Here is a 26,033-nt window from a genome sequence, read left to right as displayed (position 1 = left end):
GAAAAATGTGGAAAATATAAATGATTTCAGTAAAGGAAGCGTAGCAAAAAATATCATGAATCTGGCGGTGCCCATGACGGTGGCCCAGCTGGTCAATGTCCTTTACAATGTGGTAGACCGTATCTATATCGGGCATATTCCCCATGCTTCCACGGAAGCGCTTACCGGAATCGGGCTGGCACTTCCTGTTATTACGATGATCACAGCGTTTGCCAACCTGTTCGGGATGGGAGGTGCTCCGCTGTGTTCCATCGCAAGAGGAGCCGGGGATACGGTAAGGGCGGAGAAGATCATGGGGAATGCTTTTACAATGCTTTTGGTTTCCGGTGGTATCCTGATGGCAGTTTCTTACCTGTTTAAGGAGCCGATGCTTTATCTTTTCGGTGCCAGTGATGTGACCTATCCGTATGCCAATGCTTATCTGTCTGTTTACCTGGCGGGGACTTTGTTCGTCATGGTAAGCCTCGGGATGAACAACTTTATCAATTCTCAGGGATTTGGCAAGATGGGTATGCTTACCGTCCTGGTGGGGGCAGTATTGAATCTTGTCTTGGATCCACTTTTCATTTTCGTGCTCCACATGGGTGTACAGGGGGCGGCTGTCGCCACTATCATATCCCAGGGAGTATCAGCATTATATGTGCTGGGATTTCTGAGAGGAAGAAGGGCGATTTTCCGACTGAATAAAAAAGCCATGAGGCCGGACGGGAAATTGATCAGGGAGATTACCGGGCTGGGTCTTTCCGGCTTTGTGATGTCGGTAACAAATGGAGCTGTTCAGATCGTGTGCAATGCCATGCTGTCACGGTACGGAGGAGATCTGTATGTGGGAGTGATGACTGTTATCAACTCTGTTCGGGAGATTATCACGATGCCAGTCAATGGTCTGACAAACGGAGCACAGCCGGTTATTGGATTTAATTACGGGGCTGGAGAGACAAAACGGGTCAAAAAAGCCATCCGCTTCATGGGAATCAGCTGTGTCATTTTTACGTGCATCATCTGGGCAGCCCTTTTCTTCTTTCCTCAGGTTTTTATTCATCTTTTTAATAATGAGCCGGAGCTTTTGAAGGCAGGTGTACCTGCTTTCCGGATCTATTTCTTCGGAATTTTTCTGATGGCGCTGCAGTTTGCAGGGCAGTCTACGTTTGTGGCACTTGGAAAGTCCAGGCAGGCAGTATTTTTCTCTCTGCTTCGAAAAGCGATCATTGTGATCCCGCTTACACTCTTCCTTCCAATGGTTGGAAATCTTGGCGTCAATGGAGTGTTTCTGGCCGAACCGATATCGAATCTGATCGGTGGAGCGGCATGCTTTGCGACGATGATAATCACGGTATACAGAAAATTGTAAATAGAAAGATATATTATTAAAAACAGTGTCAAGACATAGTATTCTGCTTGCAAAATAAAAAGAAAGAGTGTAAACTGAAAATAAAGAAGTTTATGGTGCAAAATTCAGAAAAGAATCATGCTATGGAGGGAAGAGGATGGAAATTTTATCAAATCTGACACCGGAGACAATGCGCATTGTATGGCTTGCATTGTTTGTAGTACTGATGATCATTGAGATCGCCACAGTCGGACTTACGACAATCTGGTTTGCGGCGGGGTCTGCAGCTGCTTTTGGTCTTACCTTTACGGGGCTTTCGGTGGGCTGGCAGATCGGAGGATTTCTTGTGATTTCGATCGTCCTTCTTGTGTTCACAAGACCATGGGCGTTGAAATACGTCAATAAAAAGACGGAAAAAACCAACTATGAAAGTGCCATAGGACAGACAGTCCGTGTCACAGCTAGGATCAGCAATGCCGGACAGACAGGGAAGGTAATGCTTGGCGGACAGGAGTGGACGGCCAGATCCGCAGACAATCAAAAAGAGATAGAGGAGGGAAAGAATGCCGTTGTAGAAGCGGTAGAAGGCGTAAAGCTGATCGTAAGGGAAAAGGAGGAAAAGTAAATGTTGGCAATGAAAATTTTAGGGATTATCGTGCTGGTTCTTATTGTTCTGATTCTGATTTCCTGTGTGAAGATCGTCCATCAGGCGCAGGCGATCGTCATCGAAAGGCTTGGTGCATATCAGGCAACCTGGGGAGTTGGGATCCATTTTAAACTTCCGATCATCGAGCGGGTGGCAAGACGCATCGACTTGAAAGAACAGGTAGTAGATTTCGAACCTCAGGCGGTTATCACGAAAGACAATGTTACGATGCAGATTGACACTGTTGTATTCTATCAGATCACAGATCCGAAACTTTTCTGTTATGGAGTGGCAAATCCGATCATGGCCATCGAGAATCTTACAGCCACGACACTTCGGAATATCATAGGTGATCTGGAGCTGGATCAGACGCTTACATCCCGCGAAACGATCAACACAAAGATGAGATCAGAGCTTGATCTGGCCACCGATCCGTGGGGGATCAAAGTCAATCGTGTGGAACTGAAGAATATCATTCCGCCTTCTGCGATCCGGGATGCCATGGAAAAACAGATGAAGGCAGAGCGTGAGAGGAGAGAGGCGATCCTTCGAGCGGAAGGTGAAAAGAAATCCACGATCCTTGTGGCAGAAGGGCACAAAGAATCTGCCATTCTGGACGCAGAGGCAGAGAAACAGGCAGCTATCTTGAGAGCCGAAGCGGAAAAAGAAAAGATGATAAAAGAGGCAGAAGGAGAGGCGGAGGCCATCCTGAAAGTCCAGAAGGCCAATGCAGACGGACTTCGTTTCCTCAGGGAAGCAGGTGCAGACGAAGCGGTGCTTACACTGAAGAGTCTGGAAGCTTTTGAGAAAGCTGCAGATGGCAAGGCTACAAAGATCATCATTCCATCTGAGATCCAGGGAATTGCGGGGCTTGTAAAATCGCTGGCTGAGGTAGGACAAAACGAGACAAACTGATATTTGATCATAAAATGAAAAAATCGATGCACTTGTGCAGACGTCAGTCTGTGGCAGGTGCATCGATTTTTGTCTGATATCTATATTGTGATCAGTTCGTACTGGCGTGTGCCAAGACCGATCTTTTCCGCATGCTCCAGGCAGTATTCCCAGCCGGAGTCTGGAGTTGTATTCACGAAATGGTCATGGTGGTCACAGAATCCTTCTTCATGCATACGGTCATCAAGGAGACTTCCAGGCATCGGTTCCTGGGCGTTGCACGCATCCACGCAGGCCTGATCGAGTGCCACCGGATCAAAACTTGCAAACATTCCGATATCCGGGAGGATCGGAACGTCATTTTCTCCGTGACAGTCACAGTACGGAGAGATGTCGATGACAAGATTGATGTGGAAGTTCGGGCGGCCGTCCAAAACTGCTTTGGAGTATTCGGCGATTTTCATATCCAGCTCTTTGACAGCGGAAGAGTTTTCGTTGTAGATGGCGTCAAAGTTGCAGGACCCAAGGCAGCGCCCGCATCCTACACATTTTGTGTGGTCAATGGATGCCTTGCGGTGTTCGTCAAAGGAGATGGCTCCGTGAGCACAGTTTTTGGAACAAGTCCGGCATCCTACGCAGCGTTCCTGATCGACCGTTGGTTTTCCGCTGTTGTGCATCTCCATCTTTCCGGCCCGGGAACCGCACCCCATTCCGATATTTTTCAGGGCACCTCCAAATCCGGTGGCCTCATGCCCCTTGAAATGATTCAAAGAGATGAAAATATCGGCATCCATGATGGCAGTACCAATCTTTGCTTCCGTGACGAGTTCGCCGCCTTTGACAGGTACGTAAGTCTCGTCGGTTCCTTTCAGACCATCGCCGATAATGATCTGACATCCTGTGGAAAACGGGCTGAAACCATTTTCCAGAGCGCTTTCCAGATGTTCCAGAGCGTCTTTTCTGCGTCCGACATAGAGGGTATTGCAGTCCGTGAGAAATGGTTTTCCGCCAAGTTCTTTTACAACATCCGCTACGGCCTTGGCCCAGTTTGGCCTTAGGAAGGAAAGATTTCCCGGTTCTCCAAAGTGAATCTTGATAGCTGTCATCTTTTTGTCAAAGTCAATGTCGCCGATTCCTGCGCGGCGGATGAGTTTCTTTAATTTTTCCGGAAGGCTTGTGCCCGGAAGGGCGCGGAGATCCGAAAAGTATACCTTTGATTTCTGTGTTTCCATATGTATCTCCCTTTCTGAATGATTTTTGGATCATCGTCTCTTAGTCCACAGTGAGCTCCAAAATATAATCGTCCATGACGAAGCCATTTCCGATATCTGTAACTTCTGAACGGACATTTTCGAATCCGAGATGATGGTACACGGCCAGCGTGTTTTCGTTATTTTTATTGCACGTTAGCCAGATTTTTTTCCATCCGCGTTTACGGCACATCTCTTTTAGGAATGCAGTCGTCTGTGAGGCAAGACCCTGTCCGCGGTAGTCCTTGTGAAGATAAAGCTTGCTCAGAAATACAGAATTTTCTTCCGGATGGATGCCCATATATCCAGCAAACACCCCGTCTGAAAAAATCTGATAGTATTCATAGCCGTCCTTTGCCTGGTCTTTTAGAGCCGGGTAAGACTGAAATTTGCCGACCATGTAATTGACTTGCTCAAGGCCGATGATAGGCACAAAATGTTCGTGCCAGATTTCGTTTGCAAGTGCAGCGATCCTGTCCAGAGCGACGTCAGTCTTTGCATGTTCAATCGAAAATGTTCCCATAAAAATTCCTCCTTCAAGGCTGTTTTTTCAACCCCTTATCTGTTATTATAAATATAAGAAGAAATTACTGCAAGACAAAAGTTGAGGTGTGGCTTATGGAAAGCTTTGTGACATTAAAGGATGTTCGAAAGATTTACAAGATGGGGGAAGTGGAGATACGAGCCGCAGACGGAATCGATTTTGAGATAGAAAAAGGAGAGTTCGCAGTCGTTGTAGGACCAAGCGGCGCTGGAAAAACAACTGTTTTGAACATTCTTGGTGGGATGGATACGGCTACGAGCGGACAAGTGCTGATTGATGGCGAGGATATTACAAAATATAAACCTAAGCAGCTGATCGGGTATCGGAGGGAGGATATCGGCTTTGTATTTCAGTTCTATAACCTGATACCAAATCTTACGGCGCTTGAAAATGTAGAACTGGCATTGCAGATTTGCAAGGAGCCGCTGGATGCAGAGACAGTTCTCCGCGAAGTCGGTTTGGAAAAGAGGATGAAAAATTTTCCGGCCCAGCTTTCAGGAGGCGAGCAGCAGAGAGTTTCCATTGCCAGAGCCCTTGCCAAGAATCCTAAGCTTTTGTTGTGTGATGAGCCTACAGGAGCTCTTGACTATAACACTGGGAAAGCGATTTTGAAGCTTTTGCAGGATACGTGTCGTGAAAAAGGGATGACGGTTATTTTGATCACGCACAATTCGGCCATCGCGCCGATGGCGGATCGAGTCATACATATCAAGAATGGAAAAGTATCGAAGATCATCCAAAATGATCATCCGGTGCCGGTTGAGACGATAGAGTGGTAATGGTGGTGACGATATGAAGAAGAAGGCATTGAGAAAAGAGTTTTGGATGGCAGTCCGGAAAAGCAAAGGCCGCTTTTTCTCCATTTTCTTTATCGTGGCGCTAGGCGTGGCGTTCTTTTCCGGGATACGGTCATCAGAGCCGGATATGCGTATCTCGGGAGATACGTATTACGATGAGACAAACATGATGGATCTGAAAGTGCAGGGTACCATGGGACTTACCGAAGATGATATCACGGCACTTTCAAAGGTCGAAGGAGTGGAGCGGGTCGAAGGGGGATACAGTGTCGATGCCGTCACAAAAATTGGCCAAAATGAAAAAGTTGTACATATTCAGTCGGATCTTCCAACCATCAACGACATTTCTGTGTCCAAGGGCCGGATGCCGGAAACGGTTGATGAGATCCTTCTGGATGAGGATTTCATGGAGTCATCCGGGTATCAGATTGGGGATAAGATCCGTTTTTCTTCTGGTACAGCAGATGAGATCACGGACAGCCTTGCCTCGGAGGAATATGAAATCGTCGGCGCCGGAAGCAGTTCCTGTTATATTTCATTTGAGAGGGGCAGTTCTTTGATCGGAAATGGAGAAATTGCCGGATTTGCAGTTGTCCTTCCGGATGCATTTTCCATGGATGTGTACACGGAAGCATATCTGTTGGTAGAGGGAGCCAGGGAGGAGACTGCTTATACCGACGGTTACGACGAGCGAGTCAAAGAAGTAAAAGAACGTGTGGAAGATATCGCGGATGCCCGATGCGAGGAAAGACTTTCACAGATTCGAGAAGAGGCAGACATCGAAATTTCAGATTCAGAGCAGGAGCTTCAGGAAGCCAGAGAAGAGGCTGACAGACAGCTCGCTGAAGCAGGACAGAAAATCTCGGACAGTGAAAAACAGCTTTCAGATGGCAGACAACAGGTTGTGGACGGGCAGGAGGCGCTGGCATCTGGAAAGGAAGAGATCGACAGCCGAAAAGGGACACTTCAGGAAGCAAAAGATCAGTATGAGTCAGGTATGAGGGAGCTGCAGACAGGGAAAGATGAGCTGGACGCCCAAAGGAAAAGCTTTCAAGCCAAACGGGACGCCGCTTACGACGAGTTTGACCGACAGGAGGCCATACTAAAAGAAAATGAGGAGAAACTTGCCCAGACGGCAGAACTGATTGAAAGCGGAGAAGCGGAGATTGCAAAACAGGAGCCAAAACTGGAAGAAGCAAGAAAATCCCTGGAAGAAGGCAAAGAAAAACTGAATGCGGCAAAGGAGATTTTCCTTAAGGAGAAAGAAAAAGCGGAAGCAGAAATAGCGGAAAAAGAGCAGGAAATTCAGGAAGGTCAGGAGAAGCTCGATGAGCTTTCCAGACAGATCGAAGAAATGGAACGGCAGATTGAGGAAAATCCGGATCTTTCAGATATATTGACACCTGTTCTTGAGGATTTGAAGAAACAGTGGAAAGAAGGAGATGAAAAACTTCAGGACGCAAGGCAGCAGATAGAAGAGGCAAAAACTCAGTTAAAAGAGAAAGAAGAGGAGCTGAATATCCAGGAAGCAAAGCTTGCAGAGATGGAAAAAACTTTGGAGTCATCAGAGCGGATGCTTGCCGAAAAAAAAGAACAGCTTGCAGATGCAAAAGTACAGTATCAAGCGGGAATAGAAAAGCTAAACGCCGGAAAGCAGGCGTTATTGGATGCAAAAGAAGAGGCAGAGAAGGGATTTGCCATGGGGGAAGCCCAGATCCAGGAAGCTGAAGCCAAGCTTCAGTCTGCCGAGACACAGCTTATGGATGCGGAAAATCAGATCATTTCAGGCGAAAAGCTCCTTTCAGAAGCAGAAAACCTTCTTGCCGAAAAAGAAAACCAGTTGAGTGAGGCACAGCAGGCGATCCTCTCCGGAGAAAAAGAATTGGCGGAAGGAAAAGAAGAGTACGAAAAGCAAAAGAGAGAAGCTGAAGAACAATTCAAGGAAGCGGAGCAAAAGATTGCGGATGCCAGGGCTGAGTTGGACGAGATAGGCCTGCCGACATGGTATGTAAGTGATCGGGATATCCTTACCGAGTATACAAGCTACGGAGAGAATGCAGACCGAATGCGGGCTATCGGAGAAGTATTTCCGGAACTTTTTTTCCTCGTGGCGGCACTCATAAGTTTGACGACGATGACCCGTATGGTTGAGGAGGAACGAGGGCAGATCGGGACTTTGAAGGCGCTTGGCTATGGAAAGAAATCCATTGCGGGAAAATATTTGCTCTATGCATTGCTTGCTACACTGGGAGGCAGTGTCCTCGGTGTGCTTGTAGGCGAGAAAGCACTGCCGTACATCATCATTTATTCTTACCGGATCATGTACACACATCTTCCGCATATCGTGATCCCATATCAGTGGAGTTATGCTGCTATGGCGACGGCAGCCGCGCTGGCATGCACATTGCTTGCCACGCTGTATGCATGCTACAAAGCGCTTGCAGCACAGCCGGCAGAATTGATGCGGCCGCCTTCTCCAAAAGAAGGAAAACGGATCCTTCTGGAGAGGATTGGATTTATATGGAAGCATTTGAGTTTTATCTGGAAATCCACTATTCGCAATCTGTTCCGATATAAGAAACGGCTATTCATGACCCTGGCAGGAATCGGGGGATGTATGGCACTGATGGTAGTCGGTTTTGGATTAAAAGATTCTATCATGTGCATCGGAACGCTCCAGTATCAGGAGCTTCAGGTGTATGACGGTATGGTTTATCTCAGCGATACAATAACAGATCAGGAAAAAGCAGATACGAAGGAACTGCTTTCGGATATGAAAAACGTAGATGGATATGCAGAAGCGGATATGAGGCGTGTCCAGGTATCAGCCAATGATCAGGGAGATGCAGAAAGTGTTTATCAATGCATTGTAAGAGATAAAGATGACATCAGCCGGTTCCTTGTATTTCGTGACAGAAAGAGCCAGGAGACCTATGAGCTTACAGATGATGGCGTTATCCTTACTGAAAAGATGGCAAAAACATTGGATGTGAAAAAAGGCGACAAGATTTATCTGGGAGCCGAAGGAGAAGAAAAGAAGGAAGTTACTGTGACAGACATCTGTGAAAACTATATGGAACATTATGTCTACATGACAGAGAACCTTTACGAAGAAGTGTACGGAGCTGTCCCGGAGTATAACACGCTTCTTTTTGATCTGAAAGATAATTCTCAGAAGAAACTCGATCAGACTGGGGAAAAAATATTAAAGCAGGACGGCGTCATGAATGTGACCTATACAAACAGTATAGAAGATCAGCTGAACACAATGCTTAAAAGTCTGAATCTTGTCATCGTCGTGCTGATCATATCAGCTGGAATGCTTGCCTTCGTTGTTCTCTACAACTTGAATAACATCAATATCACAGAAAGAAGAAGAGAGCTGGCTACGCTGAAAGTACTGGGATTTTACGACAACGAAGTAAGTTCCTATGTCTACAGGGAAAATATCCTGCTGACCTTCCTGAGTATCCTCATTGGGATGGGACTCGGATGGATCCTGCACCGGTTTGTCATAACGACAGTGGAAGTAGATGTTGTCATGTTCGGCAGAGTCATCAACTGGCAGAGCTATCTGTACAGTGCACTCTTTACAGTGGCATTCTCACTGTTTGTAAACTGGGTAATGTACTATAAGCTGAAGAAGATCGATATGGTTGAGTCGATGAAAAGTGTTGAATAGGTTGGATTGTTAGCACTCTTTTTGAAAGAGTGCTAATTTTCTATTGACTTTTTTAAATCCCGGTATTAAGATTACTGTTAGATGTCAAAAAGTAAAAAATTTTTAAGGAGTGATAGATATGTCAGTAAAAAAAGGAAGCCTTTCCATCAGCAGTGAAAATATTTTTCCGATCATCAAAAAGTGGGTCTATTCTGATCACGATATCTTTTTCCGTGAGCTGATTTCCAACGGATGCGATGCCATCACAAAAATCAGAAAGCTGGATATGATGGGAGAATACAGTCTGGCGGCAGATTATAAACCAGAGATCCATGTACTTGTAAATCCGGAAGAAAAGACACTGAAATTTATTGATAACGGGATTGGTATGACAGCCGATGAAGTGGAAGAGTACATTACACAGATCGCATTTTCCGGAGCAACCCAGTTCCTGGAAAAGTACAAAGACAAGACGACGGAAGACGATATGATCGGACATTTCGGACTTGGATTTTACTCTGCCTTTATGGTGGCAGACGAAGTGCATATCGACACTCTGTCTTACAAAGAAGGCGCTGAGCCGGTACACTGGGTAAGCGAAGGCGGAACAGACTATGAGATGCAGACCGGGAACAAAGAAGAGATCGGAACAGAGATCACACTCTTCCTGAATGAAGACAGTCTCGCATTTGCCAATGAATACCGCGCTCGGGAAGTACTCGAAAAATACTGTTCCTTCATGCCGGTGGAAATCTATCTGGCAAAAGAAAACGCAGAAAAAGAGTATGAGACGATCGATGAAAAAGATCTGAGAGATACCGATATTGTCGTGGAACATATCCACGAAGATGCAAAGATGGAAGAACGGGAAAAGGACAACGGCGAAAAAGAAATGGTAGAAATTTCCCCGGCACAGGACAAAGTAAAGATAGAAAAACGTCCGGTTCCGATCAATGATATCCATCCGCTTTGGGCGAAACATCCGAACGAATGCAAAAAAGAGGACTATATCGAATTTTACAGAAAAGTATTCCTCGATTACAAAGAACCGTTGTTCTGGATTCACCTGAACATGGATTACCCGTTCAATCTGAAAGGAATCCTCTACTTCCCGAAGATCAACACGGAATACGACTCTATCGAAGGAACGATAAAACTGTACAACAATCAGGTATTCATCGCGGACAACATCAAAGAGATCATTCCGGAATACCTGATGCTCCTCAAAGGTGTTATCGACTGCCCGGATCTGCCGCTGAATGTGTCAAGAAGTGCACTTCAAAATGACGGCTTCGTAAACAAAGTGGCAGAATATATTTCCAAGAAAGTGGCAGATAAGCTGACTGGAATGTGTAATACAGATCTTGAGAACTATGAAAAATACTGGGATGATATCAGCCCGTTCGTCAAATTCGGATGTCTCAAAGATCAGAAATTCTGCGATAAAATGATGGACTCCATCCTCTTTAAAAATCTTGACCATAAATACCTTACGATGAAAGAACTCATCGGAGAAGCACCGGAAGAGACAGAAGAAAAGAATGAGGATACAAAAGAAGAAGCAAAAGAACCGGAAAAGAAGACAATCTATTACGTGACAGACGAACAGCAGCAGAGCCAGTACATCAACATGTTCAAAAGTCAGGGACTGGATGCAGTCATTCTCTCCCACAATATCGATTCTCCGTTCATCACACAGTTAGAACAGAGAAATCAGCATATCCACTTCCAGAGAATTGACGCAGAAGTAACAGATCAGTTCAAAGAAGAAGTGCAGGAAGACGAAAAAGAAGCCTTTGAAAAACGCTCCGGCGAAATTGCGGAAATCGTGAAAAAAGCACTCGCAAACGATAAGCTGAATGTCAAGATCGAAAAACTCAAAGACGAAAATGTGGCATCCATGATGGTACTCTCCGAAGAATCCAGAAGAATGCAGGAAATGATGAAAATGTACGGTATGACAGGTATGGATCCATCTATGTTTGGGACAGATACAACACTTGTACTGAATGCAAACCACCCACTTGTACAGTATATTGAAAACCATAAAGACGGAGAAAACACAACGATCATTTGCCAGCAGCTCTATGATCTGGCAATGCTCTCCAATAAACCGCTGAATCCGGAAGAAATGACAGCATTCATCAAACGAAGCAACGACATTATGATGATGCTCACAAAATAGCAAATTTGTTAAAGGGGGACGGGTTCCGATGAGTCGGAACCCGTCCCCCTTTGAGTAATCTGTATTTTTCGTCTTGCCCTTTCTTGTATTGTTTTACAGTATTTCTTCAAACTCCAGTCTTTTTTTCATAAAGTATTTTGGTACTAATCTGTCCCAGGCATGTTCCAAGCTTTTGTCCATGGTAAAGAGATTGAGTGATGTACCCGTAGTGCAGACAAGTTTTGTACCGTCGTATTTGAAGTTCAGATACAGTCCTTTTACATCGCCGGGACGAAGGGGAAGACCTTCTGTTTCCAGGAGTTTTCGGATATTTTCCGGGGGCAGGGAGAAGATGAGGCGGAAGTGCAGAGGTGTCTGTTTTCCTTTGATAAGAGAAAAGCAGTATTCCCGGATCTGTTTCCAGCGGATCTGCCTTTCGTCCGGGGTTTCCGCTGTGTCCCCGTAAAAGGATGGATGATAGGTTCCATCAATCTGAAACGTGCAGAAGGTCGTGATTTCTCCTTCGATAAAAGAGAAGGAGTCAAAAGCGTCCGATAAGAGGAGAGCGGACATGCATTTTTTTGTATTCATGTGATAACTGTTCATAGGAACCTCCCGAAGCAAGTATGCTATTACAGTATAGCAGAAGCTATTTGATGGATGCAAGAGCGTTGATGAGAGTCTCTTTGTCCAGCATGCCTTCTCCGTATGCTTCGATCTTCCCTTCGGAATTGATCAGATATGTTGTCGGGAATGCGCGGATGCTGTAAGCGCGGATGGCTTCCATATCCACATCGTAATAGACAGGAAAGGTAAAGCCGGTTTCCTGGATATAGGTTTTCCCGGATTCCAGCGTCTCCCCGTTCATGCCGACGGTATCTACCATCACGAACTGGACATCTGGATTTTTTTTGTGTACCTCCTCAAAATCAGGCATTTCCTGACGGCATGGAGGACAGTTGCTGTTCCAGAAGTTCAGGACGATCGGTTTGCCGAACAGATTGGAGAAGGTTACCGTATTACCGTCTTCATCCTGCACGGTAAAATCCATGGCATCTGGAAGAGACGTGGAAGGTTTATCGGATCCGGATTCTTTTTTGCTGTCCTTTTTTTCTTCGGAGGAGGAAAGACCACCTTGTTTTTCCGTATCCTTTAAGGCTTGGTACAAAAAGACAGAAACGCCCAGGATCAGGGCAAAGACAATGATCGTGATGATCAGATTTTTCTTGGATTTCATAGAAAGTCCTCCTTATGAGAGTATCGTTAACAAGTTTCCAAAAAGCCCGGTCATCATTAGAATTCCGACAAAGATCAGAAGAAATCCGGAGATGCGGTTGATAACCTGGTAGTGACGGCCGATCCAGCTGATGGCCGTGTTGAGCTGGTGGATCAGGACAGCGCTTAGGAGAAATGGGATCCCAAGACCTGCGGAATAGCACAAAAGCAAGAAGATTCCCTTAAAAACTGATCCCTGCTGGGAGGCCAGCATGAGGGCAGAACCGAGAAAGGCTCCTACACACGGAGTCCAGCCGACAGAGAAAATAATTCCGAATAGCAGGGAGGAGAAAAAACTCATTTTTTCTGACAGAAATTTCCCGTCTTTGATACCGGTCAGAAAAGACAGTTTCCAGACACCAAGAAAAGAAAGACCGAAGCAGACCACAAGAAGGCCGCTTATGACATTCACGACAGTCTGGTATCGGGAAAGAAGCATGCCGATAGATCCTGCGAACGCTCCCATAAGAAGAAACATAAATGTAAATCCAAGCACAAATCCTACGGCATTGGTAAAGGCGCCAAGACGCCTTGTTTTTCCGGAAGCTGCTTCCTCTCCGGCCATGTAGGAAAGATAAATTGGAAGCATAGGAAGAAGGCACGGAGAGATAAATGTGATCAAACCCTCGAGAAATGTGACAAAGTATTGCATGCAAGTACTCCTTTCAGAATAAGTGCAAATAGTATATCGCATTTGTTAGGAAGAGTAAAGACCAGTCGTTGACTTTTGCACCCTTTCTCAGTAAGATAAAGATAGTGCTCGTCATGTTGTAAAAGAGCAGAAAGAAGATGGAGGATGATACGATGAATGAGATAGAAAGACTGCTGGCGCTTACCGAAAAGGCGGTATCACCGTTCCACACGGCAGAAGCAGTAAAAGAAACTTTGGAAGAGAAGGGATTTGCCCCTCTTTGCTGGAAAGAAGAATGGAATCTTCAAAAAGGTGGAAAATATTATATCATACACCACGGAACGACGATCTTTGCGTTTACAATAGGAGAGGATTTTGAAGGAGAGAGTATCCGCATGGCGGCAGCTCATGGGGACTTTCCGGGATTTCGCCTGAAACCATCCCCGGAGATGAAAGCGGAGGCATATCTGAAACTGAACACAGAGCCGTACGGCGGAGTAAATCTTGCAAGCTGGATGGACCGGCCGCTTTCCATTGCAGGGAGGGTTGCGGTAAAAAGTGAGGATGTTTTCCACCCGGATCTGTATCTTGTTGACTTTGAAAAACCGGTGCTCACTATCCCAAATATCGCGATCCATCTGGACCGGGATATGAATAAAGGCAGGGAACTGAACCGGCAGACGCAGATGCTGCCGCTTGCAGGCATGGCAGGACAAGAGACGACAGATGGCTATATGAAGAAGCTTCTTGCCGACAAACTTCATGTGATGCCGGAAGATATCCTGGAATATGAGCTGAATATCTACAATGCGGATACCGGAACATGCGTTGGATTTGACGGGGAATTTGTCTCCGCGCCGCGGCTCGACGATCTGACAAGTGTTCAGGCTATCATTGATGGGATCACGAAAGGGGTGCGCCGGGAAGGGCTGAATGTAAGCGTCGTATTTGATCACGAGGAAATCGGAAGCCGTACAAAACAAGGAGCGGGATCCACCCTTTTGATGCTTGTGCTGGAACGCATTTATGAAGGGCTGTCCATTCAAAGGACAAAGCTTTTACAGGGACTTTCTGAGGGAATGCTCCTCTCAGTAGATGTTGCACATGGACTGCACCCGAACTATCAGGAAAAAGCCGATCCTACGAATCATCCGGTGTTAAACGGAGGATTCTGTATCAAAGAGTCCTCTTCCCAGAGTTATGCCACAGATTGTGAGGCTGTTGGTATCGTGCAGTCCATCTGTGACCGGGAGGGAATCCCATATCAGAAGTTTGCAAACCGCTCGGATGGAACTGGAGGCGGGACGCTTGGCGCTATCGCATCCGCTATGATTCCGGTCAAAACAGTGGATATCGGCGTGCCGCTTTTGGCGATGCATTCCAGCCGGGAATTGATGGGAAGAAAAGATATGGAGGCACTTTCTGCATTTTCAGCCGCTTTTTTTACCATGGATCAGAGAGGGTAGGCCAGTGGGAAACCAGATCAGAGAACAGTTTGAAAAGCGGTCTCAAAGAGAGACAGTCAGACTGAACAAATATTTAAGTGAATCGGGCATATGTTCAAGAAGAGAGGCGGATCGCCTGATCGGCGAAGGCAAGGTAACGGTAGACGGCAAGAAGGCCGAAAGAGGGATGCAGATCCTTCCGGATCAGAAAGTGTGCGTCGATGGAAAGCCGGTCAAGCCGGAAACCAAAATGGTCGTGCTGGCAGTCAACAAGCCGGTAGGAATCGTCTGTACCGAAGAAAAAAAAGAACCAAACAATATCATCCGTTTCCTGGATTATCCGACGCGCATCACATATGTGGGAAGACTTGACAAAGATTCGGAAGGCCTGCTTCTTATGACGAACAACGGAGATATCATCAACAAAATGATGAGGGCAGGAAACTGTCATGAAAAAGAATATATAGTAAAGATCAATCAACCGGTTACAGACGACTTTTTAAGAAAAATGTCGCAAGGCGTTCAGATCCTTGACACGGTCACAAGGCCTTGCAAAACAGAAAAGATTGGGAAAGACACATTCCGAATCATATTGACCCAGGGGTTAAACCGGCAGATCCGCAGGATGTGTGAGGCCTGCGGATGTAAAGTGATCAAGCTTAAACGGATCCGCATTATGAATATCCATCTTGGAAATTTGAAACCGGGAGAATACCGGCCCCTTACGGACAGCGAATTAAACGGGCTGTACCGTATGATCGCGCATTCTTCCAATACGACCGTCATTGGCAAAGGAGAAAAAAGAACAGGAGAAAGAAATAAATGGCACAGACAGAAATCAATACACAGGATAAGAAAGAACGGATGCAGGAGCTTGTAGAACTTCTGAACCGGGCGGGACGTGCCTACTATCAGGAAGCAAGAGAAATCATGAGCAATTACGAATACGACAGACTGTATGATGAGCTCGTCTCTTTGGAGAAAGAATTGAACATGACAATGGCGCTAAGTCCGACTGTGCACGTGGGATACGAAGTCTTGAGCGAGCTTCCAAAAGAGCGCCACGAAAGACCGATGCTTTCCCTGGACAAAACAAAGGAAGTAGGGCGCCTGAAAGAGTTTTTAGGAGACCAGAAGGCACTTTTATCCTGGAAGATGGACGGACTGACCATTGTCCTTACCTACCGGGAAGGAGTCCTTTTCAAAGCAGTCACAAGAGGAAATGGAGAAATCGGAGAAGTCATTACGAACAATGCAAGAGTATTCCGGAACATCCCGCTTAAGATCGCTTACCAGGGCGAACTGATCCTGAGAGGAGAAGCAGTCATCCGGTACAAGGATTTTGAAAAAATCAATGAAGAGATCGAAGACGTGGATGCGAAATACAAAAATCCAAGGAATCTGTGCAGCGGATCTGTCCGTCAGCTGAACAATGAGATCACGGCAAAGAGAAATGTGCGATTCTATGCATTTTCCCTTGTGAGAGCGGATGGAGTGGATTTTGAAAATTCGAGAGAAAAGCAGATGGAATGGCTTTTAAGCCAAGGATTTGAGACAGTGGAATATCGCATGACGACAAGGGAGACAGTGGAAGAAGACATTGCCTGGTTTGCAGATCGTATCCAGGAAAATGAAGTTCCGTCCGACGGACTCGTACTTGTCTATGACGATATCGTATACGGGGAATCTCTTGGGGCCACGGCAAAATTTCCGCGCGATTCATTTGCCTTCAAATGGGCGGATGAGACAAAGGAGACGACGCTGACCGAAATCGAGTGGAGTCCTTCCAGGACCGGACTCATCAATCCGGTGGCGATCTTCGAACCGGTAGAACTGGAAGGGACTACTGTTTCCAGGGCAAGTGTCCACAATATCAGTATCATGGAGGAACTGGAGCTTGGAGTCGGAGACAGGATCGAGGTGTACAAAGCAAATATGATAATCCCGCAGATTGCTCAAAATCTCACAAGAAGCGGAGTAAAGGATATTCCGGAGACATGTCCTGTATGCCAGGGAAAGACACAGATCCGGCAGATCATGAACGCCAAAGCGCTCTACTGCACCAATCCTTTCTGTCAGGCAAAACAGATCAAAGCATTTACCCTGTTCGTAAGCAGGGATGCTATGAATATTGACGGCCTTTCAGAAGCAACGCTGGAAAAATTTATTGGGAAGGGCTTTATCCATGAATTTGCAGATATCTACCATATTGACCAGCATCGGGATGTCATTACGGAGATGGATGGATTTGGGGAAAAATCCTGCGCAAACCTTCTGGAAAGTATCGAAAAATCAAGGGAGACAACACTGCCAAGACTTGTCTATGCCCTTGGAATTGAAAACGTAGGGCTTGCAAACGCAAAACTCATCTGCAAAGAGCTGGACTATGACCCGCAGAAGCTTCTGGAAGCGGACGAGGAGACATTGAGTGCGATCCCGGGCATCGGGGAAGTCATCGCGAAAAACGTGACAGCTTACTTCCGGGAGGAAAAGAAGCGGCAGCAGTATCTCCATCTGTTAAAGGAAGTAAATCTGCAAAAAGAGAATATTCAGGAAGCTCAGATCTTTGAAGGTATGACCTTTGTGATCACGGGAAGTGTGGAACATTTTAAAAATCGTGGGGAAATCAAAGCTGAGATAGAAAAACGTGGTGGAAAAGCCACCGGTTCTGTGACATCCAAGACGACGTACCTGATCAACAACGATGCCAATTCCACTTCTTCCAAGAACCGAAAGGCAAAAGAGCTTGGTATTCCGATCCTTTCGGAAGAAGAATTTTTGCGTCTAATGGAAAATGAGGGATAAAAATGACTCAAAAAGAAGAAACTATGCTGGAAGACTATCTTCCGTTTTTTGAAGAGCTATCGGAGACGGACAAAGAACAGATCCGTAGCCACACACGGCTGATGCATGCAGAAAAGGGAGAGATGATTCACAAGGGGAACGAAGACTGTCTTGGGTTCCTGATTGTAAAGAAAGGACAGTTCCGCAGCTATATTATTTCGGAAGAAGGGAAAGAAATCACGGTATACCGGCTTTTTGAAAGGGATATGTGCCTTTTTGCGGCAAGCTGTATTTTCAGGAACATTGATTTTGACATCTGGATGGAAGCAAAAGAAGAATCGGATTATTGGGTTATTGATCCGGGAGTATATGGGAAATTGATGGAGACCTCTCTTCCGGTCATGAAGTATACAAACGATCTGATGGCTTCTCGGTTTTCCGATGTGATGTGGACAATGGAACAGATTTTGAGCAAAAGTATGGATAAAAGGCTGGCGGCATTTCTGATGGAAGAAGCGGAAAATGAAGGAGCCGAGGAAATCACATTGACCCATGAGATGGCAGCAAGAGAACTAGGGACAGCAAGAGAGGTTATTTCACGGATGATGAAATACTTCCAGCAGGAAGGATTTGTGGCAGCTTCCAGAGGGAAAGTGCGGATTCTCGATAAGAACGCGCTGTATGAACTGGCCGAGGGAAGTCTGCGGTAAAACCGGGTTTGTGACTTTGTTACGGAAAGTGTTCTGGGATAGAGTATAATAGATGTAACGATATTAAAAGAAAATTGATACAGGAGGAATATGATATGTCAGAAGTATTGAAAATAACAAATGAAAATTTTGAGCAGGAAGTGTTAAAATCTGAAAAACCGGTACTCATCGATTTCTGGGCAGAATGGTGCGGACCTTGCCAGACCTTTATTCCGATCCTGCATGCATATGCGGAAGGAACAGACGCAGTGAAAGTCGGAAAAGTCAATGTAGATGAAAACAGAGAACTCGCAAAACAGTTTCGAATTCTCAGCATTCCGACAGTCGTACTCTTCAAAAACGGGGAGGCAGTAAAACGCCATTCTGGAGTGATGATGGAAGCAGAACTGAAAGAGTGGGCTGAAGAATAAGAGGAAACACAGAGAAATTGCGGGGGAAAAGAGGATTTAAGAAAAAGTTTACTTGTCCGAATGCTGTATCTGGTCTATAATATCCACTATACGGGAATAGAAAGGGATATAGCTATGTCAGATGAAAAAAATACAACGATAGACGAAGAAAAGACAGATGAGCAGAAACTGGAAGAAGCAGTCAAAGGCGTTGTGGAAGATACGTCCAGAGACGACAGAGAGTATGAAAAAATATGTTCCATCTGTCATCGACCGGAGAGTGTGGCCGGGAAGATGGTAGACCTCCCGAACAATCTGCATGTCTGTCCGGAGTGTATGCAGAGAAGCTTTGACATGATGAACAATGGGCAGATCGATCTGAACCAGTTGATGCGTATTCCGGGAGTGCAGGTCCTCAATATGCAGGATCTGGAAAATATGATGCCAAAGCAGCAGAAAGTAAAGAAGAAAAAAGAAAAGACAGAGAATCAGCCGGAACTGGATCTGAACCATATTCCGGCTCCTCATAAAATCAAAGCCAAGCTGGATGAATATGTGATCGGTCAGGAATATGCAAAGAAAGTGATTTCAGTAGCTGTTTATAACCATTACAAGAGGGTAGCCACTGATACGATGGATGATATCGAGATCGATAAATCCAACATGCTGATGATCGGACCGACGGGATCTGGAAAGACCTATCTTGTCAAAACACTTGCGAGACTTCTCGATGTGCCGCTTGCCATCACGGATGCAACATCTCTTACCGAGGCGGGTTATATCGGCGACGATATCGAAAGCCTTGTGTCCAAGCTCCTGGCAGCTGCGGACAACGATGTGGAGAAGGCGGAAAGAGGGATCATATTTGTGGATGAGATCGACAAGATCGCCAAGAAAAAGAACACAAACCAGCGGGATGTAAGCGGCGAATCGGTTCAGCAGGGAATGCTGAAACTTTTGGAAGGAAGTGAAGTGGAAGTACCAGTAGGAGCAAACAGCAAGAATGCCATGGTACCTCTCACAACAGTCAATACGAAAAATATTCTTTTTATCTGCGGCGGCGCCTTCCCAGGGCTGGAACAGATCATAAAAGAGCGGCTCAATAAGCATTCTTCCATCGGCTTTATCGCTGATCTGAAGGATAAGTATGATCAGGATAAAAATCTGCTGTCAAAAGTCACGGTAGAGGATCTTCGCAATTTCGGTATGATACCGGAATTCCTTGGACGTCTTCCGGTCATCTACACATTACAGGGGCTGGATAAAGATATGCTTGTCAAGATTCTCAAAGAGCCGAAAAATGCAATTTTGAAGCAGTACCAGAAGCTGCTTGCTCTGGATGAAGTCAGACTGGAATTTGAGGAAGACGCTCTGTATGCGATTGCAGAAAAGGCAACAGAGAAAGACACAGGCGCACGAGCGCTCCGTGCCATCATTGAGGAATTCATGCTGGATATCATGTATGAAATACCAAAAGATGACAATATCGGGGAAGTGATCATTACAAGAGCATACATAGAAGGAACTGGCGGTCCGGTCATTAAACTGCGCGGGCAGGAAGTCCCAAAACTGGAAATAAATTAATTTGGAACCTCATATACTTACAAAAAGTATATGAGGTTTTTTGACATGAAAGACTGTAAAGAGGCAATCTTATCGGAGTCATACAGAGATTTTATGTTTAATTCAAGATGGATGCAGCTTTTGGACGGGCTGGATCCTAGAAGCTGGTGTCGGAAAGAAGCAGGACAGATGTATTGGAATGTTTATATCCAGGAAGAGGAGGCGGATCGTCTTCCCATCAATGATATCCCCTATTACTCGATTCCAAAATGTTTTACTCTTCTCGATCTGGGGCCGCTGAACGCGGCAGGAATTACTCCTGTACAGAGTTATCCTTCTCTGGAATTGAAAGGGCAGGGGATTTTGATGGGATTTTTGGATACCGGACTTGACTACCGCAATCCAGTGTTCCGGAATCTGGATGGCTCCACGCGCATCCTGGGAATCTGGGACCAGACGATACAGGATGGAAACCCGGAAGAGCATTTTGGGTACGGAAGTGTCTACACAAGGGAGGACATCAACCGCGCTCTGCAAAGCGAAGATCCTCTTGCCTTTGTACCGTCACAGGATACAAACGGACATGGGACTTTCACGGCAAGTGTGGCGGCCGGAAGTGCAAATGTGGAAAATCAATTCCTTGGGGCAGCGCCGGAATCAATGATCGCCATGGTCAAACTGAAGGGGGCGAAACAATACCTGAGAGATTACTATTTTATCAAAGAGGGGGCAGAAGCATTTCAGGAAAATGATATGCTGGCAGGGCTTTTTTACCTGAACAGTCTGGCGAAAAAATATGAGATGCCCTTGGTTATCTGTGTCCCGCTAGGGTGCAGTCTCGGGGGACATAATGGCACGGCCCCCATCTGTGAGGAGCTGGAAGTTTATGCCAATATGAAGAACCGTGTTGTTGTAACGGGGACAGGAAATGAGGCGGATAAACGTCATCATTATAAAGGAATGACCGGCACACAAGGGGAAGGCACGGAGGTGGAGCTCCGGGTAGGGGAAAATGTAAAAGGATTCCAGATGGAAGTGTGGACTGATATCCCAAATGTGCTGGCCGTGTCCTTAACCTCGCCGTCCGGTGAATCCATACAGAAGATTCCCATCCGCCAAAACAGCAGGAATGAGTACGAATTTTTATTTGAGCAGACGAAGATTGTGATCGATTACCGGCTGCTTGTGGAACGGACTAACTCGGAACTGATCATTGTGCGGTTTGAAAACCCTGCGCAGGGGATATGGAAGATTGGGTTGGAACCGCTCCAGAGTATTGATGGGCTTTTCCATATCTGGATGCCTGTCACGGAATTTCTCACAGGGGAAGCTTACTTTCTGAGATCCAGCCCGGATGAAACCATACTGGAACCTGGCAGCACGCCGTCGGCTATTACTGCTTCTTATTATAACTGGGAAGAAAATTCGGTTGCGATTCAGTCGGGCAGGGGATATACTAGAAATAGAATGATAAAACCCGAGTTTGCCGTTCCCGGCATGTATGTGACCGGAGCGGTGCCGGGAGGAAATTTTACGGAGCGTTCAGGCTCCAGCGCCGGAACAGCTATTGCAGGAGGAAGCGCAGCGCTGCTTCTTCAGTGGATTACGCAGAACCAGAATTCCCAGGCATCCTCCGCCCAGGTCAAAAATATCCTGATCCTGGGCACAAGAAGAAAGGAGAATACAGAATATCCAAACCGGCTTTGGGGGTTTGGGACGATGGATCTGTACCACACGTTGGAAGAAATCCGGCAGTTGTAACGAAAGGAGATAATACAGGATGAGCGATTTTTTTAGTGAACTTGGAAAAAAATTTACAGAAACAGCAGATATTGTAGGGAAAAAAACAACAGAGATTTTAGATACAGAGAAATTTAAAAGCCAGATACGAACGCTGGAGAGGGCAAACGAGAGAGACTATATCGATATTGGAAAGAAGATCTACGAAAAATTCCGGGAAAATGAGATTCAGGATATGGACTGTGTTGAACTTTGCGAAGCTATCGAAAAGAGAGAAGAATCCATTGCAGATATCCAGAAAGAAATTGCAAAGATTAAAGGAGAATAGAACAGATGAAAAAAAGGATACCGATCCTTTCCTTGTCGCTTCTGGGTCTGGATCTGTTTTTTAAATATAAAACAGAAAAAAAGCCGGATTCCCAAAAAGAAACGGCTCTTTTTGGGGAAAAGATCCTGATCAGGAAAGTGCATAACCATGGAATGGCATTTAACATTCTGGACGGAGAAGAAAAGATCGTAAAAGCGACATCCGCAGGATCCGCGGTCCTGCTTCTTCTGACAAGAATCTGGTATGGACGTTTCAAAAAAGGGTTTGGACAAAAAGCCGGTCTGGATCTGATGCTGGCAGGAGGATTAAGCAATCTTTACGATCGATTTTTCCGTGGATATGTGGTGGACTATATCGGATTTCCTTTTAAAAAGGAGAGAATCCGCAATCTGACATTTAATATCGGAGATTTTTGCCTTGCGGCCGGAGTACTCCTTTTGGGAGCCTCCGCCGCCATAGCGGCCGCCCGAAAGAGATGTGCGGCCTTATGTCCGCTGCGAAAGATCAGATTCCGAAATATTCTCTGATTTGTCCAAAGATGATTTCCATAAGTCGTGTGCGGGACTCCACAGCGGCCCAGGCGATATGTGGTGTGATCAGAAGTCTGCGGCTGTCCTTGATCCGCAGGAGCGGATTATCAGAAGCCATCGGCTCCTCACGGAGGACGTCCAGACCCGCAGCGGCAATCACACCGTTTTCCAGAGCCAAAGCCAGGTCCTCTTCCACGACAATAGGGCCACGCCCAAGATTCAGAAGGATACAGGAAGGCTTCATTTTCGCAAGAGCAGCGGCATCGATCAGATTCTCCGTGCGGTCGGTTAGAGGAGCATGGATGGAAATGATATCCGATGTGCGAAGGAGAGTGTCTAAGTCTACCTGATGATAGCCTTTTTGACAAGGGGCGTTGGATGAGGAATAGTAGACCACATCCGCGCCAAAGCAGGAAGCGATATCTGCGACACGTCTCCCGATATTTCCAAGACCGATGATGCCAAAGCGCATTTGTGACAGTTCATGGAACTGCTCACTGAAATGTGTGAAAATCCGATCATTGACGTAATGTCCGCCTTTTACATATTCATCATAATACCGGAGCTTTTCCAGGAGGAAGAACAGCATGGCAAAGGTATGCTGTGCTACAGACTCCGTAGAATACCCGGCTACATTGCGCCACGAGATTCCTCGGCTTTCCAGGTACAGTTTATCCAGATTGTTTGTTCCTGTGGCGGTCACACAGACAAGTTTCAGATGCTCAGCCTGCCCAATCGTGCGGGCGTTGATCTCTGTTTTATTCACGATCAAAACGTCCGCCTCCTTTGAGCGGACAAAAGCCTCTTCCGGAGAAGAAAAGTCATAAAGAACCACTTCGCCAAGCGATGAGAAGGCACTCAGATCAATGTCAGAGCCGATGGTTTTTGCGTCCAGAAAAACAAGTTTCATAAAGATCTCCTTTCTTTCAGAGGTAAGCCCCCTTCTTCAGACTATTATAGCTGTGGACGGAAAAGCTGACAAGAGAAAGGAAAAAAGGGTTGACATTTGTCATGAAATCAAGTTATACTAAATCCCGAAGAAGAGCATTTGCGAATTATATTTATAGTTTGCAGGTGTTTTTTTTTGGAAAAAACGGAAAGAAATACATATAAACCATGGAAGGAGAGAATCGTTTTATGAAAAAATTCGATGCAAAAAAATTTGGCATTGATATCTTGATGGACATTATCGGCGGAATCCTGATCGCTGTCGGGACTTACAACTTTGCAGCTACAGCAAAATTTCCGATGGTAGGATTCAATGGTATTGCCTTGATCTTTTATCATCTGTTCGGTCTGCCGATCGGTACGGTAGCCATGCTTCTGAATATCCCGGTAGCTATTGCATGTTTTAAGATCCTGGGAAAAGACTTCTTCGTCCGTTCCGTGCGAACTATCATCATCACATCTGTGATCATGGACGTTATCGCACCGATGTTTCCGGTCTATTCCGGAGATCGTATGTTGGCAGCCATCTGTACGGGAGTCCTTTCCGGACTTGGGTATGCCTTGATTTATATGAGGAATACTTCCACTGGGGGGTCGGATTTTATCATGCTTTCCATCAAAGCATTGAATCCGCACCTGTCTCTTGGGAAAATTTCTTTTGCCCTGGAAGCCCTCGTTGTTCTGCTCGGTACGGCTCTTGTATCACGGGATATGGACAGTCTGATCTATGGAATGATCATCAGTTTCCTTCTGTCCATGGTAGTAGATAAAGTGATGTACGGAATTGACGCGGGAAAGATGACTCTGATCGTGACCGATTACGCGAAAGAAGTAGCAGAGCGTATCGATCAGGCAGTAGGAAGAGGAAGTACTTTCCTGAAAGCGACAGGAAGTTTCTCACAGGAAGAAAAAGATGTGGTGCTCTGCGCATGCAACAATAAAGAAATGTATGGAATCAGGCAGGCTGTAAAGGAAATCGATCCAAAGGCTTTTATTATCATCGTCGAATCCAATGAAGTACTTGGAGAAGGATTTAAGTCACATTAAAGAAAATAATGAAAAGATTTAAAGCCTCTGGCGGGGAGCAAATGAATGCTTCACTGCCGGAGGCTTTTTATCTGACATTTATTCAGCGTATAATTTTACGATTTCGACAACAATATCAGTTGCGTGATCCATACCTTCTACTGTGATGTGTTCGTATGGACCATGGTATGCATGTCCGCCGGTTCCCAGGTTTGGACAAGGAAGTCCGCGGAAGCTGAGCTGGCATCCGTCTGTACCGCCGCGGATTGGAAGGATCTGAGCAGGTACGTTGGCGATTTCACAGGCTTTCTTGGCATTTTCGATCAAGTGCATGCAGCCTGCGACAATCTCAGACATGTTGCGGTACTGCTGTGTGATCGTCAGTTTGACTGTTCCTTCTCCCCATTTTTCATTGAGATCTTTTTCGATCAGGCGGAGAGTTTTCTGGCGCGCTTCAAAAAGATTGCTGTCGTGATCGCGGACAAAATAATGAAGCTCTGCATGAGCTACATCGCCTTTCATACTCATCAGATGATAAAATCCTTCATAGTTTTCAGTTCCGCGAGGTGTTTCGCATCCCGGGAGCATACTGTTGATCTCGCATGCCACAAGGCTTGCGTTGATCATTGTATCTTTACTGGATCCTGGGTGTACTGCAAAACCAGTAATTTCAAAATCTGCTTTGCAGGCATTGAAGTTTTCGTACTGGATCTCTCCTTCGCCATCGCCGTCTAAAGTGTAACCAAAGTCAGCGTCAAACTCTTCGACATTGAAGTGGGAAGCGCCTGTTCCTACTTCTTCGTCCGGTGTGAAGGCAACGCGGATTGGGCCATGTGGAATCTGTTCTTCGTTGATACGTTCGATCATTGTCATGATTTCCGCAATGCCGGCCTTGTCATCCGCTCCGAGGACGGTTGTGCCGTCTGTCGTGATCAAAGTACGGCCTTTCAGGTTCGTAAGATGTGGGAAAGCCTGTACGGAAAGTGTTCTTCCGCTTGTACCAAGCACCACATCCTGTCCATCGTAGTCCGGATGCAGCACGGGAACGATATCATGGTCGCAGTAATCCGAAACAGTGTCCATGTGGGCGATAAAACCGATTTTCGGCTTGTTTTCGAGACCTGGAGTTGCAGGGATTTTCCCGTAAACAAAACTCTTTTCATCCATATGAGCCTCTACCCCAAGATCTTTTAATTCCTGTACAAGGATTTCAGCAAGGTCAAACTGACATTTGGAAGATGGGACTGTTTCGCTTGTCTCATCGCTTGGTGTTCTTACCACCGCATATTTCAGCAATCTTTCATAAGCTTTCATTGGAATACCTCTCCTTTAATTGTTTATTTTGCTACATACCATTATAGCATCTTTTGAGAGATGT

General features: G+C 45.9%; 23 protein-coding genes. 16 read left to right on the top strand and 7 right to left on the bottom strand.

From position 1 onward, the window contains the following. Nucleotides 1-55 precede the first annotated feature (55 nt). From FLB61_RS02420 to FLB61_RS02410, 3 genes are all read left to right on the top strand, one after another. Nucleotides 56-1,351: an MATE family efflux transporter gene (locus FLB61_RS02420; protein ID WP_087201092.1), complete on the top strand. Its 1,296-nt coding sequence runs from the start codon at nucleotides 56-58 to the stop codon at nucleotides 1,349-1,351. Between the two features lie 136 nt (nucleotides 1,352-1,487). Beyond that, the gene (locus FLB61_RS02415; RefSeq protein ID WP_246599064.1) at nucleotides 1,488-1,955 is read left to right on the top strand and encodes an NfeD family protein; all 468 of its coding nucleotides are present in this window, start codon (nucleotides 1,488-1,490) and stop codon (nucleotides 1,953-1,955) included. Beyond that, the gene (locus FLB61_RS02410) at nucleotides 1,956-2,891 is read left to right on the top strand and encodes an SPFH domain-containing protein (protein ID WP_221919289.1); all 936 of its coding nucleotides are present in this window, start codon (nucleotides 1,956-1,958) and stop codon (nucleotides 2,889-2,891) included. An 80-nt stretch (nucleotides 2,892-2,971) separates the two neighbouring features. Here FLB61_RS02410 and FLB61_RS02405 read toward each other — a convergent pair whose 3' ends face one another. Continuing rightward, nucleotides 2,972-4,102, bottom strand: a complete 1,131-nt coding sequence (locus tag FLB61_RS02405; RefSeq protein WP_221919288.1) for a DUF362 domain-containing protein — start codon at nucleotides 4,100-4,102, stop codon at nucleotides 2,972-2,974. 40 nt (nucleotides 4,103-4,142) lie between these two features. After that, nucleotides 4,143-4,643: a GNAT family N-acetyltransferase gene (locus FLB61_RS02400; RefSeq protein ID WP_221919287.1), complete on the bottom strand. Its 501-nt coding sequence runs from the start codon at nucleotides 4,641-4,643 to the stop codon at nucleotides 4,143-4,145. A 95-nt stretch (nucleotides 4,644-4,738) separates the two neighbouring features. Here FLB61_RS02400 and FLB61_RS02395 point away from each other — a divergent pair, with 95 nt between their 5' ends. The 3 genes from FLB61_RS02395 (at nucleotide 4,739) to htpG (ending at nucleotide 11,307) form a co-directional block, all read left to right on the top strand. Continuing rightward, nucleotides 4,739-5,443, top strand: coding sequence for an ABC transporter ATP-binding protein (locus FLB61_RS02395; RefSeq protein WP_221919286.1), 705 nt, complete (start codon nucleotides 4,739-4,741; stop codon nucleotides 5,441-5,443). A gap of 13 nt (nucleotides 5,444-5,456) precedes the next feature. After that, nucleotides 5,457-9,143: an FtsX-like permease family protein gene (locus tag FLB61_RS02390; protein WP_221919285.1), complete on the top strand. Its 3,687-nt coding sequence runs from the start codon at nucleotides 5,457-5,459 to the stop codon at nucleotides 9,141-9,143. A 118-nt stretch (nucleotides 9,144-9,261) separates the two neighbouring features. Then, on the top strand, nucleotides 9,262-11,307 hold the full coding sequence (gene htpG / locus FLB61_RS02385) for a molecular chaperone HtpG (protein ID WP_087211045.1): 2,046 nt from the start codon (nucleotides 9,262-9,264) through the stop codon (nucleotides 11,305-11,307). A gap of 93 nt (nucleotides 11,308-11,400) precedes the next feature. Here htpG and FLB61_RS02380 read toward each other — a convergent pair whose 3' ends face one another. The 3 genes from FLB61_RS02380 to FLB61_RS02370 are packed head-to-tail and all read right to left on the bottom strand — an operon-like array spanning nucleotide 11,401 to nucleotide 13,213. Beyond that, the gene (locus FLB61_RS02380; RefSeq protein WP_087200960.1) at nucleotides 11,401-11,892 is read right to left on the bottom strand and encodes a DUF5721 family protein; all 492 of its coding nucleotides are present in this window, start codon (nucleotides 11,890-11,892) and stop codon (nucleotides 11,401-11,403) included. A gap of 43 nt (nucleotides 11,893-11,935) precedes the next feature. Next, entirely contained in the window at nucleotides 11,936-12,523 is a 588-nt protein-coding gene (locus FLB61_RS02375; RefSeq protein ID WP_087200958.1) for a TlpA family protein disulfide reductase, read from the bottom strand. Nucleotides 12,524-12,535: 12 nt separating this feature from the next. After that, entirely contained in the window at nucleotides 12,536-13,213 is a 678-nt protein-coding gene (locus tag FLB61_RS02370; RefSeq protein WP_087200956.1) for a cytochrome c biogenesis CcdA family protein, read from the bottom strand. 152 nt (nucleotides 13,214-13,365) lie between these two features. Here FLB61_RS02370 and FLB61_RS02365 point away from each other — a divergent pair, with 152 nt between their 5' ends. The 9 genes from FLB61_RS02365 to FLB61_RS02325 all read left to right on the top strand — a co-directional run bounded on the left by FLB61_RS02365 (nucleotide 13,366) and on the right by FLB61_RS02325 (nucleotide 22,678). Continuing rightward, the gene (locus tag FLB61_RS02365; protein ID WP_246599063.1) at nucleotides 13,366-14,658 is read left to right on the top strand and encodes a M18 family aminopeptidase; all 1,293 of its coding nucleotides are present in this window, start codon (nucleotides 13,366-13,368) and stop codon (nucleotides 14,656-14,658) included. A gap of 4 nt (nucleotides 14,659-14,662) precedes the next feature. Continuing rightward, the gene (locus FLB61_RS02360; protein WP_087200952.1) at nucleotides 14,663-15,517 is read left to right on the top strand and encodes a pseudouridine synthase; all 855 of its coding nucleotides are present in this window, start codon (nucleotides 14,663-14,665) and stop codon (nucleotides 15,515-15,517) included. Beyond that, entirely contained in the window at nucleotides 15,460-17,442 is a 1,983-nt protein-coding gene (gene ligA / locus FLB61_RS02355; RefSeq protein ID WP_246599062.1) for an NAD-dependent DNA ligase LigA, read from the top strand. The genes FLB61_RS02360 and ligA overlap by 58 nt, the downstream gene beginning before the upstream one ends. Before the next feature lie 2 nt (nucleotides 17,443-17,444). Next, on the top strand, nucleotides 17,445-18,131 hold the full coding sequence (locus FLB61_RS02350; RefSeq protein WP_087200950.1) for a Crp/Fnr family transcriptional regulator: 687 nt from the start codon (nucleotides 17,445-17,447) through the stop codon (nucleotides 18,129-18,131). A 95-nt stretch (nucleotides 18,132-18,226) separates the two neighbouring features. Beyond that, on the top strand, nucleotides 18,227-18,541 hold the full coding sequence (trxA, locus tag FLB61_RS02345) for a thioredoxin (protein WP_087200948.1): 315 nt from the start codon (nucleotides 18,227-18,229) through the stop codon (nucleotides 18,539-18,541). A 114-nt stretch (nucleotides 18,542-18,655) separates the two neighbouring features. After that, on the top strand, nucleotides 18,656-20,104 hold the full coding sequence (clpX, locus tag FLB61_RS02340; RefSeq protein WP_087201085.1) for an ATP-dependent Clp protease ATP-binding subunit ClpX: 1,449 nt from the start codon (nucleotides 18,656-18,658) through the stop codon (nucleotides 20,102-20,104). 45 nt (nucleotides 20,105-20,149) lie between these two features. Then, entirely contained in the window at nucleotides 20,150-21,844 is a 1,695-nt protein-coding gene (locus FLB61_RS02335) for a S8 family peptidase (RefSeq protein ID WP_246599061.1), read from the top strand. Between the two features lie 19 nt (nucleotides 21,845-21,863). After that, nucleotides 21,864-22,151, top strand: coding sequence for a hypothetical protein (locus tag FLB61_RS02330; protein ID WP_087200944.1), 288 nt, complete (start codon nucleotides 21,864-21,866; stop codon nucleotides 22,149-22,151). A 5-nt stretch (nucleotides 22,152-22,156) separates the two neighbouring features. Further along, the gene (locus FLB61_RS02325; protein WP_087200942.1) at nucleotides 22,157-22,678 is read left to right on the top strand and encodes a signal peptidase II; all 522 of its coding nucleotides are present in this window, start codon (nucleotides 22,157-22,159) and stop codon (nucleotides 22,676-22,678) included. Here the strand turns inward: FLB61_RS02325 and FLB61_RS02320 are convergent. Beyond that, nucleotides 22,656-23,591 carry a D-2-hydroxyacid dehydrogenase gene (locus FLB61_RS02320; protein ID WP_087200940.1) on the bottom strand — a complete coding sequence of 312 codons (936 nt, stop codon included), beginning with the start codon at nucleotides 23,589-23,591 and terminating at the stop codon, nucleotides 22,656-22,658. The two genes, FLB61_RS02325 and FLB61_RS02320, sit on opposite strands and share 23 nt — an antisense overlap. Nucleotides 23,592-23,818: 227 nt before the next feature. Here FLB61_RS02320 and FLB61_RS02315 point away from each other — a divergent pair, with 227 nt between their 5' ends. Beyond that, a complete protein-coding gene (locus tag FLB61_RS02315; RefSeq protein ID WP_087200938.1) occupies nucleotides 23,819-24,676 on the top strand; it encodes a YitT family protein in 858 nt (285 codons plus the stop codon). Between the two features lie 78 nt (nucleotides 24,677-24,754). Here FLB61_RS02315 and pepT read toward each other — a convergent pair whose 3' ends face one another. Next, nucleotides 24,755-25,969, bottom strand: a complete 1,215-nt coding sequence (gene pepT, locus FLB61_RS02310) for a peptidase T (RefSeq protein ID WP_087200936.1) — start codon at nucleotides 25,967-25,969, stop codon at nucleotides 24,755-24,757. Nucleotides 25,970-26,033 lie beyond the last annotated feature (64 nt).

The sequence above is a fragment of the Sellimonas caecigallum genome (assembly GCF_019754295.1).
Lineage (GTDB): Bacteria > Bacillota > Clostridia > Lachnospirales > Lachnospiraceae > Sellimonas > Sellimonas caecigallum.
The sequence above is the reverse complement of the archived record's forward strand: the minus strand, read 5'-3'. Positions and strand labels throughout refer to the sequence as shown.